Here is a 22,335-nt window from a genome sequence, read left to right as displayed (position 1 = left end):
TTTAATGATGTATATGTTCAGTATATATTTGCCGAAAGTTAAAAATAATAATGATGAAAAATATTTTAATAATAAATGGTTGGCATGCTTTTGCAATCGCTAAAGGAGAGTTTAATAAATCCTTATATAATATAAGTAAATCTTTTTTTGATAAGTCAAGTAATTACAAGGTAAAAGAAACCGAAATAAATAAAGAGTACAATATTGAAGAAGAAGTTTCAAAATTTGTTTGGGCAGATGTTATTATTTATCATACACCTATTTGGTGGTTTTCGGTGCCTTATAAATTTAAAAAATATTTAGATGAAGTACTAACAGCAGGTTATGGAAATGGACTTTGGGTTAGTGATGGAAGAAGTCATGAAAACCCCGAAATTAATTATGGAACTGGAGGGTTGCTAAAAGGAAAGCATTACATACTAACAACAAGTTGGAATGCTCCAAAAGGTGCATTTATTATACCCAACGAATTTTTTAATGAACAAGGAGCAGATGAAGGTGTTTTATCTGGATTTCATGGGATGAATAGGTACTTAGGACTGAATTTAATGGAGTCATTACAGTTTCATGATGTTGAGAAAAATGCAAATATTGATGAAGAACTAAAGAGGTATAAATTGTTTCTTGAAGGTAGTTTTTGAGAACTTGTATCTAATATAGTTTAAATGTTTTACATAGGAAGTTTAATTAAGTAGATGTATTTTTCTGATAAAAATTAAGTTTATATTCCTAATAAAACACCCTTGTTAATTTGTTGTCAAGGGTGTTTTAAGTTGGATTTATAGTTATTTATTGAGATTGTAATAATCTAAAACATGTTGAGGTATATTTATATTTTCATCCAATAAAGCATCACTAACAGGGAATTTGGCAATTTGTTTAATAGGAACCACGCCAGCCCAAATAGGTAGATTAAGATCGCTTTTTTCATCTATAACCCCTTCTGCTCTAATTTTAGCAGAAGCCGTTTTTATGGTCATTTCAACAACTAAAGTTCCGTTAAGTTCTTTTTCATTTATAGGTCTAATGTCTTCCCATCTTCTTGAAATCATTTGATCTACAACACATTTTAAAATATTTTCCTTTTTTATGGGATCATCAATTTGAGTAACATTCCCAAATATTGTAGCCGATCTATAATTTACAGAATGATGTAATCCAGAACGAGCTAAAACTAGACCATCTAAATGCATGACTGTCATGCTAGCTTCTTTATTTTCTAATAAAGCCAAGAGCATTCTATTTTTTTTAGACCCGTGTAAATATATTTTGTCCCCTATTCTGCCATAAGCCATTGGTATGGTTATGGCTTTTTTATTAAAAGTATAACCTACGTATCCAATAAAACCAACATCAAGAATATTGTTTATTTCTTCAACATTATAAGTGGCTCTATTTGCACCTCTTTTTACTTTGTTTAACTCCGATATTTCGTGTGTTTTCATGACTATTATTTTTATAAGCATAAAATTAATAGTTTTGTGGAGTATAAATATCGTCCAGTTTTTATTATTTTAATAGTCCAGTTATGATTCCTTATAAAACCATTATACAAATAGATAGATCAAGTAAACAAGCTTTATATATACAATTAACAAATCAATTTATAGTATTGATTAAAAAAGGAAGGCTTTTACCAAATACAAAACTACCAGGGAGTAGAACTTTATCAGAATTAATTGGTTTACATAGAAAAACGGTAGTAGCTTGTTATGAAGAATTGATTTTGCAAGGATGGGTAGAAAGTGTGCCTCAAAAAGGAACTTTTGTAAATAAAAACATTCCTGTTATACAAAAACAAAAGTTAGGAGATGCTTCAAGAAGTAAAAAAGAAATTAGTACAGGTTTTTCTTTTACTATAGACCCTATTTTGGATAGAGCGTTCCCTCAAAGTTATGAGGAGGATTTTATATATATTAATGATGGTGTTTCAGATGGGAGATTAGCTCCAGTAAATGAAATAGCAATGATTTATAGAAAATTGTCTAGTAAAAAGAGTATTATAAATCATTTAGGGTATGGTACGACTTATGGAAATGGATCATTAAGAGAAAGTTTGGTGACTTATTTAAATGAAACACGAGGGTTGAATATTACAAAAGACAATATTGTTATTACCAGAGGAAGCCAAATGGGGATGTATTTGGCTGCTCAATTATTAATTTCAAATAATGAATATATAATTATTGGAGAAACTAATTATAGTTCTTCAGATACAACCTTTGAGTTTTCTGGAGGAAAACTTTTAAGGGTTGCTGTTGATGAAAATGGATTAGACACTAATGCTATAGAAAAACTTTGTGAAAAATATCCTGTAAAAGCTATTTATACAACACCGCATCATCATCACCCAACAACTGTAACCATGTCTGCAGAACGTAGAATACATATTTTAAATTTAGCTAAAATATATAATTTGGCTATTATTGAAGATGACTATGATTACGATTTTCATTATAGTCATGCACCTATTTTACCATTAGCGAGCCATGATAAAAATGGTAATGTTATTTATGTAGGTTCTGTTTGTAAGGCTGTAGCACCAGTTTATAGAGTGGGTTATTTAATTGCTCCTAAAAATTTTGTTGATGAGTGTGCAAAAATGCGCCGTTTTATAGATAGACAAGGAGATGCAGTATTAGAATTAACTTTTGCTAATTTTATAAAATCGGGGAGTTTAGATAGGCATTTAAAAAAGGTAGTTAAGATTTATAAAAATAGAAGAGATCTGTTTTGTAAACTTTTACGAAATGAATTAGAAGGCTATTTATCTTTTGAAATACCTAGAGGAGGTATGGCTATCTGGGCAACATTAAATAAAAAATACTCTTGGAGTACTGTTTCTAAAATTGCGAAAAAACAAAAGTTAGTTATTCCAGAATGGCAACGTTATGATATGGGAGAGATAAATCATAATGCTATAAGAATAGGTTTTGCAGCTTATAATGAAACTGAAATATATGAGTTTGTAAAACGATTGAAAAAGACTTTGGAAATTGTAAAAGGGTATGAAAATAATTAAGCAAGATGTAAGAAGGTTACTGTGTTTTTAGTAGTCTTCTTATATGTTGTATAGTAATTTCATTTTTATGCGTAATTACTGTGCTATTAAATAAATTTAAGCCTCAGCATTAAAAAATACTTTATAATAGTGCATTTTCTTTTCGTCATCAAAACCACGTTCTAAATATTCTGTTGCAGCATCTGGAGCATCAATATCTAGTTTTATCTGTATATTGGTGTCTAGTTTAATGTCTGTTTTAATTTTCTTTTTGTCTTTGTTTACAACAGCTTCAGCTAAATCAAATTGATTTCTAATAAGTACATTTTGTTCATCTTCATATTCTTTCTTATAATCTTCAAACATTCGAATATGTTTTTCTTCTTCAAATATTTCTTCTTTAAAGCGTTCAATATTTACAATTTCATTTTCTTTAAAATAATCTATCGTTTTTGCTAAAAAGATATTACGTTCTTGTTCACCATAACTGGTTTTTAGTATTTCGGTAGAAAACTCACTACACATATTAAGGTAATTATGCGTGTGGTTATTCATGTCATCTGCATATTTAATATTTAAGAATTTGTCTAACCAATATTGGGCATCATAACTATTATTATCTACAGTTAAAACAATACTACCTTCCATGTCTGTTTGGTTTAAAATAAGACAACCTTTATCTACCTTTTTAGAAGAGATACCATTTTGTACTAAAACATCATAACTGTTGTTTTCTAAATAGGTTTGAAAGAAATTAGTTTTGCTTTCAATTTTAAAAATTCCAACAGCATTGGTGGTCATTTCCTTATATTCAATACCTTCAAAAAGAGCAATTAAAACATCACCTGTTTTTATTTGAGATGAGTTTGATTGTTCATACAGGTGTTTTACAATATTTTTTGAGGTTTCAACAAAGGCTTCATCATCGTTGAAAATTTGTTTGCTATACGTATTAATTTCATTTAACTCAACATTAGAATGATGGCTAAAACGATAACTTTGAACAAGATTACCAAAAGGTCTTAATAAAAAAGGAAGCATGAGTTCGTAACTATCTTCATCAAAAATAACTTCTTTTTCGGAAAAGGCATTTTTAGTGTCGTTATGTTTGTTTCCAACTTTATGAATTATAAATTTTGAAATACTTGCGTTTTTTCTTGAAATCATGTCTGTTTTTATTAAGACTGCAATAGTATTAAATTAAGTTTAAATAACAGTAAAAAAGAACGTCAAAGCTTTTGCTTTGACGTTCAAGATTAGAGGACTTTCTCGATTTGGTTATCGTTATATTTTATAAAACAGTACTATTAAAAGTAATGTTTTGTTTTTATTAGAAATCTATAAATAATCTTCTGAGATTTTGTTTTCAATATAAACGTTTGATAATAAATGATATAAATATAAAAATTAGTTTCTATTTAGAGAAAGCTTATTTTGAATTAATGTATTGATTTAACATTTTAATAGAATAGCCTTTAATAATATTCATATAAGAAAAAAAATATTATTATTTTATAATCCAGTAATTCTACTTTTTTATAAATGAACACTGAAAAAGTAAGAATAAATAAATCAGCCTTTTAAGTTTTAACTCCAATTATTATAGAGATTTAAGAATAAATTCATTGTAAATATTTAAAAGGTTTCTTCTTGTATAATATCTCCCATGATTATACGTCTATATAAGTGTTTATAAATTTAAAACTACAATTTAATTACTTAGAAATACATTTTATTTTTTTATTTGGATTTCCTTTATACAGTTAACGAGTATTTGTAATTAACTAATAATAAAATGTTTATGATTAAAAATTTATTGTTTCCAGTACTAGCATATTTATTAATAGTGTATATGATATTTTCATGTAGTAGTAAAGAATTATTTGAGATAAATGAGGAGTTTTTAATTGATGAAGTAGAAAGTGATGCTTCAAATACCAGTAAAATTCAAGGAAACCTTAATTCTGGAGTATTTAAAATTTCTGGAGTTGGATATCAAGGTCCAAATCAAACTGAGATTAATAATTTACCTGCATATGTAGTAAAACCTGGTAATAATGTAACTAGTAAAATAAATGGCGCTATAATTATTGCAAGTAATTCAATTACCAATGGTAAAAAAGGAGGAAGAGTAATACTTAATGCAGGAACTTATGTAGTCGATAAAATAAATTTAAAATCTAATGTGCATATTGTTTTAAAACAAGGAGTAGTTTTAAGAGCAAATCAAACAGATACTAGTAAAAAAAATGTTGTTAAAGTAGTTTTTGGCATTGGCAGAGGAGAAAATTTAGTTAATGTTTCTATCGTTGGAGAAGGTAAGGGGAAAAACAGGCCTAAAATTAAATATATAAGAGAAAGTGAAAGAATGAAAGGTGGAAGTAGAGCTTTTTCAATAGGAAGAGTGTTTAATTTGTTTATTCAAAATATAGTAATACAAGATGATCAAACAAGGTTTTCAGGAATAGCTTTTGGCTTTAAAAAAGGAAATATTACTAAATCAGGTCGTGCTACAAATGTAACTATTGATAATGTTCAACAAATAAACGCATCTTATGGTTATGGATTGGTACAAGCTAATGCAGGAGCCAATATGTTGTTTAGTAATTTAACATGTAGTGGAGGCGTTACTGCAAGAATAGAAACAGATAACAGATTTAACCCAAATATTAGAGTTGGAGTTGATAATATTCAAATTAAAAATGTTACAAATATAAAAGGAAAAGCAGCAGTATATTTAAAACCTCATAGCATTCAAAATGGAAAAGTAGTAGTTGATGGAGCGTTTTCTTTTGGGTCACAATTTGCAGTAGAAATACGAGAAGGAACCTCTGGAACGACTGGTACTTTTGCTTCAGGTACTTCAATTAAAAATGTAAGTGCTCAATACGCATTAGTTACTACAGTTCATTTTTCAGGTAGAAAATCAATACCAATGTGTTTACTGCCTTATTTTAAAGCTAGTGAACCAGATTTTGATAAAGAAAGAATAGGTGCTAAAAAAGGTCCTTCAATAAGTGCTATTGGAAATTATGCAAACTATGCAACAATTGATGTTTCATCTGTTTCAGCATCAGTTCCTAAAAATACACCAGCAAGTAATAAAGTGAATTCTAGAAAGTTAATTGTTAACGGAAGTGCTTATAGAGGGAATAATCCTGCTAGGCAATGTGGTGAAAGCGCGTATTAATAAAAATAAGTTTGTGTTAAGTTAGTTTATTGTAAAAGCCTCATTCTATAATTTATAGAATGGGCTTTTAATTAATTTGATAGATAATAATAGAATTGTTTTCTCCTTTAGTAACAAATTCGATATTCTTGTCTTTGTCTATATTATCTAGATCTATTGCAGAGTTTCCGAAAACAGGGAAATTATTTTTAAGTGATTTTGCTTGACTATCGTAGAGGTATATTTTATGGGACTGTAAATCTGTTATTGAAACGTAAATTTTATTATTGATATAAAAGAGTTGTGTGTTCGAATAATTACCATAATCTAGCTCTATAGTTTTACTTTTAATAGATAGTTTGTTTTCGCTTTGAGCTATTAAAGTCTTATTTGTAGCTGTAATATTATGTTTTTTAGAAAGATTTAAGTTTTTTGTAGAAACATTTCCTTTACTGTCAACAGAAACTAAGCTTCCATTTAAAGTTGTTGTTGTAAAGGTGTTGTTATATAAAAATATTGGTTGATTTGAATAGGTGTTTGATGTTTTTGGTTTAACTCTAGTTTTGCCTACTCTATCGAGGATATAAAGTTTATTTTTTGTTTTAAAAGAGATATAATCCTTACTACCTATTCTAAAATGTTTTGGTTGGCAAATTATATTATTATCCGCAGATTTAAATTTAAAACCAGTTACTACAGCCCCTTTTGTATCAAACATTAAAACGTTTTTACCTTGCGTTACTAAGAGACGATATTTTTTATTTTTATCGTAATCAAAAACAGCTAAAGGTTGTGTAATCTCACTATTAAACTGTTTAGGAAACGGAGATACATTATTTCCTTTTCTATCAATAATATAAATGTTGTTTGGAGTGGTAAAAGCAAGTTGAAGTCTTCCGTTTTTATAAATATCAATTTGTTTAATAGCGCCTATAACAGCACCTTCTACTTGTTTTTTCCAAATAATTTTTCCTTCATTGGAAATTAAATAGAGGTTATTGTTAACATCTTGTACAACAATTTCTTTTTCTTTAGTTATATGATTGGTTACAAGTTGAGGTCCGTTTAATAAGTCTGTGTCAAGTTTTATGTTAAGTATTTCTGAAACAGAATTTTGGGAAACTTTAGTTTTGTTCTTTTTGATAATACCATTTACATGAGCAAAATTAGTATCATAAATAAATTGAATGGCAGATGCAGTATAACCTTTTAATTTGTAATTATAATCTTCTTGAGAATTTTTGTTTAAAATAGAATTTAAAGTTTTATAATCTGTAATTAACATTAATGAAGACGCATCATTTAAGTTCTCTTTTATGTCTTCAAAGTAAGTCTTATTATCTAATGTCGTTTTATTTTGATAACTAGCAATAATATTTTGGAGCAATTCTATGGTATTAGCAAACACAAAAAAGTTGTCTATTAAACAATATTTATTTGCTTTATCAAAAGATATTAAAGGGTAGAATGTTTTAGAAAATAATGAAGGTTGACTGTAGTCATAAATTTTAATTTCCCTATAAGTATCAATAACATTTTGCTCACCAGCAAGTGCATCTTTTGTAGCAATAAGATCAATAGAGTTTAATACAATAGCTCTGTTTTTATCTTCATAAATAACTCCAATTTCAGTGATATCATTAAAAAGTGGAGATGTGATAGTGATAGAATCTTGACTATTGTATTTAATTAAGTTGGTTTCTATGGTTTTAAAATCATTAGAAGTAAAACTCATAAATCCATCACTATTAGATGGTGTTATGTTTTGAACTTGATTTTCTTGCGGAATAGTATTTTTAAAAATATTAATTAAGCTTTTTGTAGAATCTGTTGCTTTAGTAATTCCATTTATAAAAATATTATTTTGGCTTATGTCAACATCTGTAACTATATAATTAGTAAATGATTTAAGAGAAAGAGAATCCTCAATAAAAAATGATTTTAAAAAAGTGTTGTTAGGTTTTAAGATAACGGACAATGTTTTGTCATTGTTGGTGGTGTTATATATTTTTTCTAATTCTGTATCTGAAACAATATTACTAAAAGAATTTTCAATAACATTTTTTGATGATGATACTATAAAAATACTATCAATTATGGTACTGTAAAAATGGCTGTTATTAATTGTGGATTTTGTTATTGTTTTATTTTTTAAAGTAAGAGTTTCTTCAGTATAATTAGAGAGTGAGTCAGTTCTCAATAGTTCTTTGTGATATTTAGTGATTAAAGAGCAGTCAAGACTGTCCTTTGAGTTTTTAGAAAAGCAAATTAAAATGTCATTTTTGGAATTTAAGCGAGTAAAAGGAACCAGTTTGTTTTTTATACTTGAATATGAATTAACTTCAGATATTTTTTGTAAAAAATCACTGTTATTTAAGCTGCTTTTTAAACCCTCAAGATTAGCTGTTTTTAAAATAACAGACGTGTTATCAGGAATAAAATTAATAAGTTTAGGCGATTTAGCTTTGTTATTGGAACAACTGTAAGTTAAAACGCATAGTAAGAAAAAGCAAATAAATCTCATAAAATGAATTAATTTTTACAAACCTACATATTTCATTTTATTTAGTGAATAAAACCATTATTTATATCTTTAACTTTAATTGTTCAGGTAATAATTTAAACGATTTTCGGTGATATTTGGTTATCCCATATTTTCTAATAGCTTCTCTGTGTTCTTTTGTAGGATAACCTTTGTTTTTTTTCCAGTTATACATAGGATATTCTTTATGAATGATATCCATGTACAAATCTCTATGAGTTTTAGCTAATACTGATGCAGCAGCAATACTTAAGTATTTGCCATCACCTTTAATAATTGTTTCAAAAGGAATATTGTTGTAAGGCTTAAATTTGTTACCATCAACGATAATAAATTCAGGCTGTGGAGATAATTGATTAATAGATTTGTGCATAGCTAATATAGAGGCATTTAAAATATTAATGTTGTCAATTTCCTCTTGAAAAACATGAGCAACACCTATCGTTAAAGCATCTTGTTCAATAATAGGTCTTAAAAAACTTCTTTTCTTCTCACTAAGTTGTTTAGAGTCGTTTAGTATGGCGTTTTTAAAACCTTCAGAAAGTATTACTGCAGCTGCAGTAACAGGACCTGCTAAACAGCCGCGCCCAGCTTCATCTGTACCACATTCTAAAACACAATTTGAATGATTATTTAATAACATAAAGCGAAATTATATATAAATATGTAAAATATAAAGAAATTATTACGTATTTATAATAATTATGACCGATTTCGTAAGAATTGTTAAATGGTAATTATTAAATATGTATTTAAATCTATTTATATTTGTTTAATTTTTAATTAAAAGTTGTTTTTTTTGAATAATTTTCATTAAAAAAAAAGCTAATTACTTAAGCTTTTTGGTTTTTTTTAATTGTTTCTTTGTTTTTTTAAGATAATATTAAGATGTTTGTGTTTGACTAACTCAAATATATTTTTATGAAATTAAAATTGACCGGGTTGTTAACATTTCTAATTATGTTTTCAATTCAAATGTCTACTGCTCAAGAAAGTAAAATAACAGGGATTATAAGTGATTCTGATGCTATACCTATAAGTGGTGTTACTATAGTAGTAGACGGAACTAATAAAGGAGTTGTTTCAGATTTTGATGGAAAGTATTCCATTTCAGCAAAAAAGGGAGAGATATTAAAAATGACTTTCATTGGGATGAAAACCCAAATGATAACCATAGGAGATTCTACAACGATTGATGTTACAATGGAAGAAGACTTGGAAAGTTTAGATGCAGTTGTCGTAACGGGGTATCAAAAAATTGATAGGAAATTGTTTACAGGTTCTGCGGCTACAGTTAAGCTAGAAGACGTTAAGTTAGATGGTATTGCAGATGTTAGTAGGGCATTACAAGGACAAGTGGCAGGTGTGGAAATACAAAATGTATCAGGTACATTTGGTACAGCTCCAGCCATTAGGATTAGAGGTAATGCTTCTATAAATGGTGCTAATAAACCACTATGGGTAATTGATGGTGTTATTTTAGAAGACGCTATAGAGCTATCTAATGAGGATATTTCATCAGGAAATTTAGATACTATACTTAGTTCATCGACAGCAGGTATTAATCCTGACGATGTAGAAACGTTTCAGGTTTTAAAAGATGCTTCAGCAACAGCTTTGTATGGAGCAAGAGCTTTAAATGGGGTTATTGTTATTACAACTAAACGTGGAAAAACAGGAAAACCTCTAGTTAATTTTTCTAGTAGTTTAACTGCAAGAGCTAAACCTAATTATAGTCAATTTAACTATTTAAACTCTGGAAATGAATTATCTGTTTATCAAGAATTATATGAAAAAGGTTGGATAGATATCGCTGGAGCTAATACAGCTTCAAACCATGGAGTGTTTTCAGATATGTTCAATAAAATCTCAAATAATGAGATTAATTGGGGTCCAGGAGGATCTCCTAATTATGCATATTTACAGCGTTATGCAAATGCGAATACAGATTGGTTTGATGTTTTATTTAAAGATTCTTTTATTAGAACCAATAGTTTTAGTATTTCATCAGGGACTGATACATCTAGATATAGAGCATCTATTAGTTCTATAGTAGATGAAGGGCAAACCGTTGCAGATAATGTGAAAAACTATACAGCCAATTTAAATGCAGATTTTGACCTGTCAGATAAACTTTCTATAGGTTTTAAATTAACAGGAAATGTTAGAGATCAAAGAATTGCAGCGTCAGAAGATAGAGAACTTAATGCACTCACGGGGGTGTTTGAAAGAAATTTTGATATTAACCCTTTTAATTATGCATTATATACAAGTCGTAGTATAACACCTTATGATGAACAAGGGAACCGTCAATTCTTTAGACGAAGTTATGCACCTTTTAATATACTTCATGAAGTAGAAAATAACTTTGTTGATTTAGGTTTAATTGATTTATCATTTCAAACAAACTTTAATGTTAAAGTAACAAATGATCTAAATTTCACTACAGTATTAAATGGAAGATGGTATAAAAGTGATGCAATACAAACAGTACATGAAAACTCCAATAATGCAGCAGCCTATAGAGCTGATGGTCCATTAATAAGAGAGAGTAATATATTTTTATTTAATGATCCAGATGCTCCAGAATTACAACCATATTCAGTTTTACCTAATGGAGGGTTTAGAAAAACAACTAATAATTCTCTAACGAGTTATTATATGAGGAATCAATTTGATTATTCTCGCACATTTGGAGATTCTCATACTGTAAGTGCTTTATTAGCTCAAGAGGTAAGGTCTAGTGACAGAGTGCAAGAAAAAAATGATGGTTGGGGATACTTATTTGACAAAGGAGGCTTAATTTTAAGTGACCCAAATTTTATAAGGTTTTTAGATAGCAGAGGAGAAGAATATTTTGATGTTGAAGAAACAAGGCAAAGAGGTTGGGGAGTATTTTCTAACTTGGCATATTCTTACGATCAGAAATATATAGTAAACGGAACTTATACCTATACAGGAGATAATAGAACAGGTCAATCAAAAACAGCACGTTATTTACCAACATGGAACATTAGTGGTGCATGGAATATGCATAACGAATCATTTTTGGAAAATGTAGATTGGTTAAATTTACTAAAACTTAAGTCTACTTATGGGCTTTCAGGTAGTAATCCATTTGATGCAAGTGCAGGTCTAATTGTTTTTGGAGATGAACCTTTGCGACCGCAACTAGGAGAAAGAGAAGTATCTTTGTTAATTGATCAATTAGAAAATGGAGAATTAACATTTGAGAAATTATATGAATGGAATATTGGTTTAGAAACAGCTTTCTTTAACAATCGTTTAGGATTAGAATTAGAATATTATCAAAGAAAATCGGAAGATCTTGTTGGTTTTGTTGAAACAAATGGTGTTGGTGGAGAAGGAACTAAACTTGGAAACATAGGTGATTTAGATCGTGAAGGTTATGAAGTTACTTTAAGAACCGTAAATATTGAAACCAGTAACTTTAGATGGACATCTAATTTTAATTTTAGTTATTCAGAAAGTGAAATTAAGAAATGGGAATCCCAAGACCGTATAGGAGATGCTGTGAGTAGAAATGGAGCTAATATTGTTGGCTTTCCTACAGGAGCATTGTTTTCTGTCCCATTTGCGGGTCTAGATTCAAACGGTATACCAACTTTCTTTGGAGAGGACGGAGCAATTATTCAAGATCTTGATTTTCAAGAAAGAGATGATATTACTAAGTTTTTAAAATATGAAGGACCTACAGAACCTACTTTTTTTGGAGGTTTTAATAGTAATTTCTCTTATAAAAATTTAAGTTTAAATGTGAGTTTAGCATATAGAGGTGGAAATAAAATTCGTTTAGATGATGCTTTTCAAGAAGAATATGATGATTATAGCTCACTCCCTGGAGATCTAATAAACAGATGGTCTTTACCAGGAGATGAGAATGTCACCAATATTCCAGCTATTTTATCTGAAATTGTTAGTGAAGGATTGGATAATGCAGGATTAAATCCTTACGATTTGTATAATAAAAGTGATGTTAGAGTGGCAGATGGAGATTATGTTAGGTTAAGAAATATTAAGCTATCATATAGATTACCAAAAAGTTTAATTGATAGAGCTTGGTTAAAATCTGCAACAGCTAGTTTATCTGCTAATAATTTGTGGCTTATATACTCAGATGATAGACTTAATGGTATTGATCCAGAGTTTTTTCAATCAGGAGGGGTGTCTTTACCATTAACAAGAAGCTACACATTTACGCTTAATTTTAATTTTTAAAATATTATGAAAAAGAATTTAATTATACTAATAGGATTAATTTCATTTTTTAGTTGTGATGATTATTTAGATGAAGTTCCAGATAATAGGCAAACCGTTACAACGCTTAATGATGTGTCAGAATTATTAGTTTCTGCTTATTCAGAGGGAACCTATAATTTTGTAGAATGGAAAACAGATAATGTTACTGCTATTATTGACAATAATCAGCTTGATTGGATGACTGAAAACTATCAATTTGTACCAGTAGTATCAAGTGAATCACAAGACACCCCAACTTATTTTTGGGAACAAAATTATCAAGCGATAGCTCATGCAAATCAAGCCTTACAAGGTTTAAATGAAATTAAAGAGGGAGATGTTAGTTTTAGAAATGCATTAAAAGGTGAAGCCTTAATGAGCAGAGCTTATCATCATTTTATGCTAGCAAATGTGTTTTGTCAACATTATAATGATAATAATAAAGGAGGATTAGGGGTTCCTTACATAACAGATCCTGAAACAAGTTTAAAAGTAGTATATGATAGAGGAACTTTAGAGGAAACTTATGAGAAAATAGAAAAAGATTTATTAGAAGCTTTACCTTTAATTTCAGATGCTTATTATACTGGTACAGGTAAATATCATTTTACAAAAAATGCAGCTAACGCTTTTGCTTCAAGGTTTTATCTATTTAAAGGAGAATATCAAAAATGTATAGATTACTCTAATAAATTATTAGGTAATGGTGTTATTAATACAACATATGTTAGAGATATGGATGTCGTTTTTACAGGGACATCTTCTACCCAGATAGCAGATCAATACAACAATATTGACGATCCACATAATATATTTGTAGTTAGAAAAGAAAGTTTTTCTGATAGATATAATAGAGGATATAGAACTAATACAGCCATTATTAATAACGTGATAAGAGCCAATATTCAGGGTAGTGCAGATCAGAGAGATTTGTTTTATACTTTCGGAACAGAAGCCTTACAGCAGCCTAAATATAATGAGCTTTTTGAATTTACAACAGCAACTACAGGTACTGGCTATATTATTATGACTCAATTACGTGGAGAGGAAGTTATTTTTAATAGAATGGAATCTTATATAAGATTAAATAGGTTAGAAGATGCTTTAAATGATTATAATGTATTTGCTACTTTAAGATATGATAACGGAGGACAATTGACAATCCCTGAGATTGTTAATGGCTTTGGAGGATCAAATCAAGAAGCCATGTTTAATTTTATTATTTTAGAGAGAAGAAAAGAATTTTTACATGAAGGGTTAAGATGGTTTGATGTTAAGCGTTTAGGAATAGAAGTGACGCACGTAGATGTTAATGGCAATGAATTTGTTCTAGGTTCAGAAGATTTAAGAAAAGCAATTCAATTACCTGAAAAAGCACTCACTAATGGTATTGAAGCTAACCCTAGATAATAGATTTAAATAAAATAAATATGAAAATTACAATAAAAATAATACTATTAATATTATCGGTTGCATTGTTTTATCAATGTAATACAGATGATTCGAATACTAAGTTTGATGCACCAGCTAATCAAGATGTGTCAAGTGTTAATGATCAGTATTTATATAATAATGATGGAAATAGTTTCTTTGAGCGTTTTGGTACGGCAACTCGTTGGAAATGGAATGACAACTTTATAAGACCAACCCAGCGTGCAACACCAATTAAATCAGATTTTGTTATACCAGCAACTAAATTAGTAGATCACCTATGGATTCAACCTTATGAAGAAGCGGGAGTCGATGCTAAAAAATTTATAGCAGATTTATTTCCAGCAGAACTTGTTTATATTGGTTCTTTTATATTTAGAGACGATGGTACAAGGCTTTTAGGGTTTGCTGAAGGAGGAGCAAGAGTTACGCTTTTAAATATGAATGATTTAGATTTTCAAGACGCAAATTGGTTAGCAAATCCAGGTAGCGGTGTTTTAGCTACTGTTCATCATGAATTTTCTCATATCGTACATCAAAATTATGGAATACCTGTAGGTTTTAATACAATTTCAGAATCATATTTAGGTAACGGTTGGAGTAATGGTGTTTCTAGAGATGATGCTATAAAATTGGGTATGGTACGAAATTACGGAACCTTAAACGAATTTGAAGATTTTTGTGAAATTATTTCCCATCTTTTAGTTGTCGATCAAGCAACATTTGAAAAAGATTTTATAACTCAAGAAGATTGTACAACATATACAACGGTTGGAGAAATTGTTAATTGTCAAGAGCTTAATGAAGGGCGCCAACTTATTAATCAAAAAGTAAACTTAGTTGTAGAATTCTATAAAAATAATTTTAATATAGATTTATTAGAGGTGAGAGATGTATTGCAATCAAGATTGAATAATTTAATTAATACAGGAGTAATACCTGATTAATTATAATTGTTTAACAATTAACTAATTTAAAAATATAACAATGAAGAAGATATTTAATCTTATTGGAAAAATTAATTTACTCATTCTTTTAATATTAGCAGCAAGCTGTACAGATAACGAAGTAGAACCTCTTTTCGATCAATCAATTAACGAACGAACAGAAGTTCTAAAAGAAGAGTATTTAGATCTTTTAGCAGCTCCAGATAATGGTTGGATAGGTTATTATTCGCCTAATGAAGATACAGGGCTATTTACTGTGCTTATGAATTTTGATGAGAATGGTGATGTTTCTGTAAAATCAGGCTATAGAGGAGGTGCAGAAAATAAAAATATAACCTATAGACTAGATAAAACATTAAAAATTGAGTTAGTGTTTGAGTCTCATACGGTATTTCATAGTATTTTCGAAATAAACAATAATAATAATAAAGGTGAGTTTGTGTTTAATATTTTGTCTGCTACAGAAGATGAAATTATTTTAGAGAGTAAGCTAGATTTTGGTGACGATGTAACTGTTTTTACGTTAAGGAGAGCTTTAGAGTCAGAGGTAGATTTAGAGACTCTTTACAAGTCTTTAGATGCTTTAACAGGCGGCCCTACAGAATCGGTATTTAGAAATATTTTGTTAAATGATAAAGCAATTGCAACATTTGATTTCAACCCTAATACTAGGTTTGCAACAATAACATATATTAAAAATGGAAGTTTACAATCAGAAGTTGTTAGACTAATAGTTACAAATACAGGATTTAATTTTCCTACTCCTGTAGATGTCAATGGTACAATATTAACAAGTTTTACATATAATGAATTAGAAAATGAATTTCAAAATGAAACCGAAAAATTAAGAATTTTATATGATGATATTCCTGGATTGCTTTTAAATCCTTACGATTTTGGAAATGAAGGAGGTAATATAAGAATTTTAAGAACAAATGAAGGTTTTCTAAGTAGAGATAGGTCATCTACAGCATTTGTTAGCTTTTTTGAAGGGTGGAGAAGTGATTTTGCTACTAATATTGGTTTTTCCATTTCTCGTGTTTACATTAGAAATATTAATACAGCAACACCATTCTTAGATATATATATACCAGTTAGTGGAGGAGATGCCAGAGCTCGTTTCGATTGTACATACACTTTAGAACAAGGTATAGTTGGTAATAATATAGTTAAATTTACTTTTAATGAAACATCCCCTAATAATTTAGATTTTGGATTAGCACCTTCTTTTGCACCAATCACAGATTTTATTTTTAGAGATAGTGGCTTTTATATTCAAAAGATGGAACCTTTAAATGCTTCCCAAAATACAATAGGCTTAATACCAGTAGATGATACATCTATGTTAGTACAATGGTATGATTTTTAACAAAATACGTGACAAAATTTAAATATTTCTGTAAAGTCTTTAAGTTGTATGGTATGCAACTTAAAGACTTTTTTATTTATTAAATGTAGATTTAAAATCGCTAATAAGAAGGTTTTTTTTATATGTTTGTAGTATAAAGAAAATATATTATGATGAAATTACTCAAATTGTTGTTGTTAATTAGTGTCGTTTTTATTTATGAATCTTGTAGTAAGGATTCATCAATAGAAAAGGAAGATTTTGTAACGAGTAACAACAATAAAGAAATTGAAAATTGGATTATTATTGGGGATTCTTTTAAATTCAATTATGTAGATCCATTTCAAGAAGGGGAAGAAATTAATTTAACAGAGACCAATACTAATTTTGGTGCCTTTTTATCTGAAGTGGATGAGTTGAATGCAGATTTAAAACTTGAAGACGATTTATTTAAAGGAGTTAATTTTAAAGCCCAAAATATTGAAGGATCTATAGTTGTAAGTAACTTAGAGAAGGTTAGGTCTAATGACTCAAGTTTTTTTGACCCTAGAAATGTAGGTTGTCTTCCTGAAATGGAAAACGTTAAGATTTGCAGGTCAGAATCTTGTGTTAAAACAACTTTAGCAAAACTAGTAGGGAGCATGAGTTCTGGAGATTCGTTTTCTGTACATCGTAAAAAGTTAGGGGTTACAATATATGCTAATAGTCAATTAAAAAAAGAAGCTTATCCATTTAGTAGCGGTCTTACTGATGAATCTCTTGATGGGATATAATAGATGCACCTGAATACTTTCAAGATTATATTGACTCTTTAGATTTACTATAATATATTAGGTTAAAAAAACCTGTTTGATTAAATCCAATCAAACAGGTTTTTTGTGTCTAAACTTTTTTACTAGAAATAAATGCAAATAATAAATAATTTTCCCTTTTTTAAACGTTATCATATTTTGTATAAATAGCGTCCTAAACGTTTAAAAAAAGAGAAAGGGAAATTTGTTCCTCAAAGTTACCTTTGTGGTGGAACACAAAAAAACCTTTCTCCGATGCTAAATATAACTTTGTTTTCTCAAATAATCAGTAAACTAGATAAATCAAGATTCAAAAAACTAGTTAATTCTCACCAAAGTGATAAACATCAAAAAGGTTTTACTAGCTGGTCTCACTTGGTTTCAATGTTGTTTTGTCAATTTGCTAATAGCCAATCTGTACGTGATATAAGTAATGGTAGTAGCATTTATAAGACTTAACCTTTTTGTAAAAGTTGACCTGCACAAATGGCTCGACAATCCGTTTCTAAAAAAGCAACCTCCTCCAAATAAATATATACAAGGAGTTCTTTTTTGAAATTTTAATTAAATTTAGTCTTAGACTTGTAAAATGGGTAGATTTATTATGCAGTAAATTTATTTAGGACAGGATTGATTTTGTATTTACCTTTGCATGGTTTTAATATTAATATATGAGTAAATTAGTTTTAGTAATTTTTGTCGTTTTTTTTAGTAGCATAACCTTTGGTCAAGATTTAACTAAATCTAGAGGGCAAAGAGAAGTATCTAACAGTGAACAAGACACCTTAAAACCATCCCCAAAAAAAAGATTACTAGACCGTTTAGACCCCAAAAGCAAAAAAAATAAAAAAGCTAAAATACAAGACTATTTAATCATTTCGCATAAGAATGATACCACATATGTCGATACCACTTTAACCATCCAAAAAGAATACAAGTTTAATTACTTACGAAAAGACAATTTTGGGTTAATGCCATTTTCAAATCTAGGGCAAACCTATAATAGTTTAACCTATAATTTCAAAAACACTAGTTTAATGCCAATATTTGGTGCTAGAGCAAGGCATTTTAACTACATGGAAATAGAAAATATAAACTATTATCGTGTGCCAACACCGTTAACTGAGCTGTTTTTTAAAACAGCCTTTGAACAAGGACAATTAGCAGATTCTTTTTTTACAGTAAATACGTCACCGCAATTTAATTTTTCAATAGCCTATAAAGGATTGCGCTCCTTAGGTAAGTATCAACATATATTAACGAGTACAGGTAATTTTAGATTTACATCTAATTACCAAACAAAAAATAATCGTTATAGTGTTAGAGGTCATATAGTAACCCAAGATTTGTTAAATGAGGAAAATGGAGGGCTTAAAGATGAAGGTGTTGAATCTTTCGAAACAGGAGAAGAAGAGTTTTTAGATCGCTCCGTTTTTGAAGTTAATTTTGAAAATGCAGAGAATATACTAAGAGGTAAACGTTTCCATTTAGACCATACATATAAAATTGTAAAGAAAAGGGATTCATTATCTAAAAATAGACTTAGCCTTGGTCATATAATATCCTTTGAAGATAAATACTTCGAATTTAGTCAATCTGGTGTTGATATTGATTTTTTTGGAGAAGCATTTAAGTCAGATGTAAAAGACCGAGCAACACTGGAAAACTTCTATAATCAATTACAATTAAACTATAGTAATAGTATTATGGGAGATTTACAATTCAATGTAAGTAATAATAATTACAATTATGGTTATGATAAGTTAGTAGTTTTAAATGGAGAAACTATAGTTAATAGGTTAAAAGGGGATATTTTTTCAGCAGGAGGTAAATATCATAAGCATTATAAAGGATTTGAATTAGAAGGAGAATTTGGGGTAAATATAGCAGGAGATTTTGATGGTAATTTTTTAAAAGGTCACGCTTCCTTTAAACTTAATGAAGATATTTCGGCAATAGCATCTATCAATCATAGTTCTAAAATGCCAAATTATAATACATTATTATATCAAAGTGATTATATAAATTATAATTGGAAAAATAATTTTAATAATATAGAAACTCAACAGTTAGCTTTTCAATTAAAATCGAAAAAAATAGCTAATATAGAAGTAGATTATTCAACAATTAATGATTATGTCTATTTCAAAAAAGATGAAGTTAGTAATCAAGTAAGTCCATTTCAAAGTAATAATACGATAAACTATTTAAGAGTAAAATTAAATAAGGAGATAAAGGTTGGTAATTTGGCTTTAAATAATACAATATTATATCAAAAGACAGAAGATGAAAATAATATATTAAATGTGCCAGAATTTACAACCCGTAATACACTGTATTATTCTAATTATTTATTTAAAAAAGCCATGTATTTGCAAACGGGAGTAACGTTGAATTACTTCACAAAGTATTATATGAATGCTTATAGTCCCCTATTGGCAGAATTCTATACACAAACAGAAAGAGAATTTGGAGAGTTTCCTCGTCTAGATTTCTTTATAAATGCAAAAATCCGTCAAACTCGTATCTTTTTAAAAGCAGAACATTTTAATTCGTCCTTCACAGGTTACGATTATTACGCTGCTCCAAACAACCCTTATAGAGATTTTACCGTTCGCTTTGGCATAGTTTGGAATTTCTTTCTATAATATATAGAATAGGCGTTAATTATAAATAGATTTTTTGGAGTATATATAGTTTCTATACTCTTAACTAAGGTGTTTTTTAATTGAAAGATGTGAAGTAGTTAAGTCTATTATATGATGATGCATTGAGACTTAAAAGCTGATGAAACGCCAAAGTCTGATAAATATTGTACTAGGGTATTATTTATTTTCACGTTTAAATACTTGAGGTATATGTATTTAAAAAGAGTTATGATTAAATCATTAAAAAAAGGTTAAAAAAGGTGTTGAATAAACAAAAAAGGGTTGTAGGTTTGCATCCGCTAAAAACGGCATTAGTTGTTGAAGGCATACGTTCATAAGAAGTTTTACTAATCGGTTTTAGAAGTTAAAAAAAAACTTTAAAAAAAGGTTAAAAAAGTTTTGTGAGAATAAAAAAGGGTTTTATATTTGCACCCGCTTATCAAGGAAACGCGATAAGAAAAGCAAGAAAACAAGTTCATAAACATATTGAATTGACAGCGTAAGATTTTAATTGGAAACGGTTAAGATTAGACAAAGAGAATAAACCATTTTGAGTACTAGAGATTCTGATTAATTGTTAAGATATTAAAAAAATAACGATGAAGAGTTTGATCCTGGCTCAGGATGAACGCTAGCGGCAGGCTTAACACATGCAAGTCGAGGGGTAACATTGTAGCTTGCTACAGATGACGACCGGCGCACGGGTGCGTAACGCGTATACAATCTACCTTATACTGAGGGATAGCCCAGAGAAATTTGGATTAATACCTCATAGTATGTTTAATTGGCATCAATTAGACATTAAAGGTTACGGTATAAGATGAGTATGCGTTCTATTAGCTAGATGGAGTGGTAACGGCACACCATGGCAACGATAGATAGGGGCCCTGAGAGGGGGATCCCCCACACTGGTACTGAGACACGGACCAGACTCCTACGGGAGGCAGCAGTGAGGAATATTGGACAATGGAGGGAACTCTGATCCAGCCATGCCGCGTGCAGGATGACTGCCCTATGGGTTGTAAACTGCTTTTATACAGGAAGAAACTGCTCTACGTGTAGAGATTTGACGGTACTGTAAGAATAAGGATCGGCTAACTCCGTGCCAGCAGCCGCGGTAATACGGAGGATCCAAGCGTTATCCGGAATCATTGGGTTTAAAGGGTCCGTAGGTGGATAATTAAGTCAGGGGTGAAAGTCTGCAGCTCAACTGTAGAATTGCCCTTGATACTGTTTATCTTGAGTTATTATGAAGTAGTTAGAATATGTAGTGTAGCGGTGAAATGCATAGATATTACATAGAATACCAATTGCGAAGGCAGATTACTAATAATATACTGACACTGATGGACGAAAGCGTGGGGAGCGAACGGGATTAGATACCCCGGTAGTCCACGCCGTAAACGATGGATACTAGCTGTTCGGTTTCGACTGAGTGGCTAAGCGAAAGTGATAAGTATCCCACCTGGGGAGTACGTTCGCAAGAATGAAACTCAAAGGAATTGACGGGGGCCCGCACAAGCGGTGGAGCATGTGGTTTAATTCGATGATACGCGAGGAACCTTACCAGGGCTTAAATGTAGATTGACATGTTTAGAGATAGACCTTTCTTCGGACAATTTACAAGGTGCTGCATGGTTGTCGTCAGCTCGTGCCGTGAGGTGTCAGGTTAAGTCCTATAACGAGCGCAACCCCTGTTGTTAGTTGCCAGCATTTCAAGATGGGAACTCTAACAAGACTGCCAGTGCAAACTGTGAGGAAGGTGGGGATGACGTCAAATCATCACGGCCCTTACGTCCTGGGCTACACACGTGCTACAATGGTAGGGACAGAGAGCAGCCACTTGGCGACAAGGAGCGAATCTATAAACCCTATCACAGTTCGGATCGGAGTCTGCAACTCGACTCCGTGAAGCTGGAATCGCTAGTAATCGCATATCAGCCATGATGCGGTGAATACGTTCCCGGGCCTTGTACACACCGCCCGTCAAGCCATGGAAGCTGGGAGTGCCTGAAGTCCGTCACCGAGAGGAGCGGCCTAGGGTAAAATCGGTAACTAGGGCTAAGTCGTAACAAGGTAGCCGTACCGGAAGGTGCGGCTGGAACACCTCCTTTCTAGAGAAAGACGATTAAGAAGTATTATAACTATAATGATAAATAGTTTATTCTCGCAGCTGTTAATTTAAGAATATAAAATAG

14 protein-coding genes and 1 rRNA gene are annotated in these 22,335 nt (G+C 30.1%); 11 read left to right on the top strand and 4 right to left on the bottom strand.

Annotated features, from left to right (window positions below):
- The first annotated feature begins 53 nt into the window (after positions 1–53).
- Entirely contained in the window at positions 54–641 is a 588-nt protein-coding gene (locus A8C32_RS04450) for an NAD(P)H-dependent oxidoreductase (protein ID WP_069829250.1), read from the top strand.
- A 144-nt stretch (positions 642–785) separates the two neighbouring features.
- On the opposite strand, the gene A8C32_RS04445 is transcribed toward A8C32_RS04450, so the two are convergent.
- On the bottom strand, positions 786–1,445 hold the full coding sequence (locus A8C32_RS04445) for a pyridoxamine 5'-phosphate oxidase family protein (protein WP_069829249.1): 660 nt from the start codon (positions 1,443–1,445) through the stop codon (positions 786–788).
- Between the two features lie 83 nt (positions 1,446–1,528).
- Here A8C32_RS04445 and A8C32_RS04440 point away from each other — a divergent pair, with 83 nt between their 5' ends.
- On the top strand, positions 1,529–3,022 hold the full coding sequence (locus A8C32_RS04440) for an aminotransferase-like domain-containing protein (RefSeq protein WP_069829248.1): 1,494 nt from the start codon (positions 1,529–1,531) through the stop codon (positions 3,020–3,022).
- Positions 3,023–3,118: 96 nt separating this feature from the next.
- Here A8C32_RS04440 and A8C32_RS04435 read toward each other — a convergent pair whose 3' ends face one another.
- Positions 3,119–4,168, bottom strand: coding sequence for a nucleoid-associated protein (locus tag A8C32_RS04435; protein ID WP_069829247.1), 1,050 nt, complete (start codon positions 4,166–4,168; stop codon positions 3,119–3,121).
- A gap of 634 nt (positions 4,169–4,802) precedes the next feature.
- Between A8C32_RS04435 and A8C32_RS04430 the strand changes: the two genes are divergently transcribed.
- Positions 4,803–6,191 carry a glycoside hydrolase family protein gene (locus A8C32_RS04430; RefSeq protein WP_069829246.1) on the top strand — a complete coding sequence of 463 codons (1,389 nt, stop codon included), beginning with the start codon at positions 4,803–4,805 and terminating at the stop codon, positions 6,189–6,191.
- A 67-nt stretch (positions 6,192–6,258) separates the two neighbouring features.
- On the opposite strand, the gene A8C32_RS04425 is transcribed toward A8C32_RS04430, so the two are convergent.
- Together A8C32_RS04425 and rnhB are read right to left on the bottom strand one after the other, a co-directional pair.
- The gene (locus tag A8C32_RS04425; RefSeq protein WP_069829245.1) at positions 6,259–8,694 is read right to left on the bottom strand and encodes a ribonuclease HII; all 2,436 of its coding nucleotides are present in this window, start codon (positions 8,692–8,694) and stop codon (positions 6,259–6,261) included.
- 61 nt (positions 8,695–8,755) lie between these two features.
- Positions 8,756–9,355, bottom strand: a complete 600-nt coding sequence (gene rnhB / locus A8C32_RS04420) for a ribonuclease HII (RefSeq protein ID WP_069829244.1) — start codon at positions 9,353–9,355, stop codon at positions 8,756–8,758.
- 317 nt (positions 9,356–9,672) lie between these two features.
- Here rnhB and A8C32_RS04415 point away from each other — a divergent pair, with 317 nt between their 5' ends.
- The 8 genes from A8C32_RS04415 to A8C32_RS04385 all read left to right on the top strand — a co-directional run bounded on the left by A8C32_RS04415 (position 9,673) and on the right by A8C32_RS04385 (position 22,251).
- Positions 9,673–12,951, top strand: coding sequence for a SusC/RagA family TonB-linked outer membrane protein (locus A8C32_RS04415; protein WP_165605789.1), 3,279 nt, complete (start codon positions 9,673–9,675; stop codon positions 12,949–12,951).
- A gap of 6 nt (positions 12,952–12,957) precedes the next feature.
- Complete coding sequence (locus tag A8C32_RS04410) at positions 12,958–14,382, top strand: RagB/SusD family nutrient uptake outer membrane protein (protein ID WP_069829242.1); 1,425 nt, start codon at positions 12,958–12,960, stop codon at positions 14,380–14,382.
- Positions 14,383–14,402: 20 nt separating this feature from the next.
- On the top strand, positions 14,403–15,350 hold the full coding sequence (locus tag A8C32_RS04405; RefSeq protein ID WP_069829241.1) for a substrate import-associated zinc metallohydrolase lipoprotein: 948 nt from the start codon (positions 14,403–14,405) through the stop codon (positions 15,348–15,350).
- 40 nt (positions 15,351–15,390) lie between these two features.
- A complete protein-coding gene (locus tag A8C32_RS04400; RefSeq protein WP_069829240.1) occupies positions 15,391–16,719 on the top strand; it encodes a DUF4302 domain-containing protein in 1,329 nt (442 codons plus the stop codon).
- Positions 16,720–16,868: 149 nt separating this feature from the next.
- The gene (locus A8C32_RS04395; RefSeq protein WP_123803317.1) at positions 16,869–17,471 is read left to right on the top strand and encodes a hypothetical protein; all 603 of its coding nucleotides are present in this window, start codon (positions 16,869–16,871) and stop codon (positions 17,469–17,471) included.
- Positions 17,472–17,744: 273 nt separating this feature from the next.
- A complete protein-coding gene (locus A8C32_RS19785) occupies positions 17,745–17,948 on the top strand; it encodes a DUF4372 domain-containing protein (RefSeq protein WP_240491688.1) in 204 nt (67 codons plus the stop codon).
- A 212-nt stretch (positions 17,949–18,160) separates the two neighbouring features.
- Complete coding sequence (locus tag A8C32_RS04390; protein WP_069829238.1) at positions 18,161–20,137, top strand: putative porin; 1,977 nt, start codon at positions 18,161–18,163, stop codon at positions 20,135–20,137.
- A 596-nt stretch (positions 20,138–20,733) separates the two neighbouring features.
- Positions 20,734–22,251: ribosomal RNA gene (locus tag A8C32_RS04385) — 16S ribosomal RNA — on the top strand.
- Positions 22,252–22,335 lie beyond the last annotated feature (84 nt).

It is taken from the genome of Flavivirga aquatica (genome assembly GCF_001747085.1).
GTDB classification, from domain to species: Bacteria; Bacteroidota; Bacteroidia; order Flavobacteriales; family Flavobacteriaceae; genus Algibacter_C; species Algibacter_C aquatica.
This window is presented reverse-complemented; position numbering and strand designations above follow the sequence as displayed.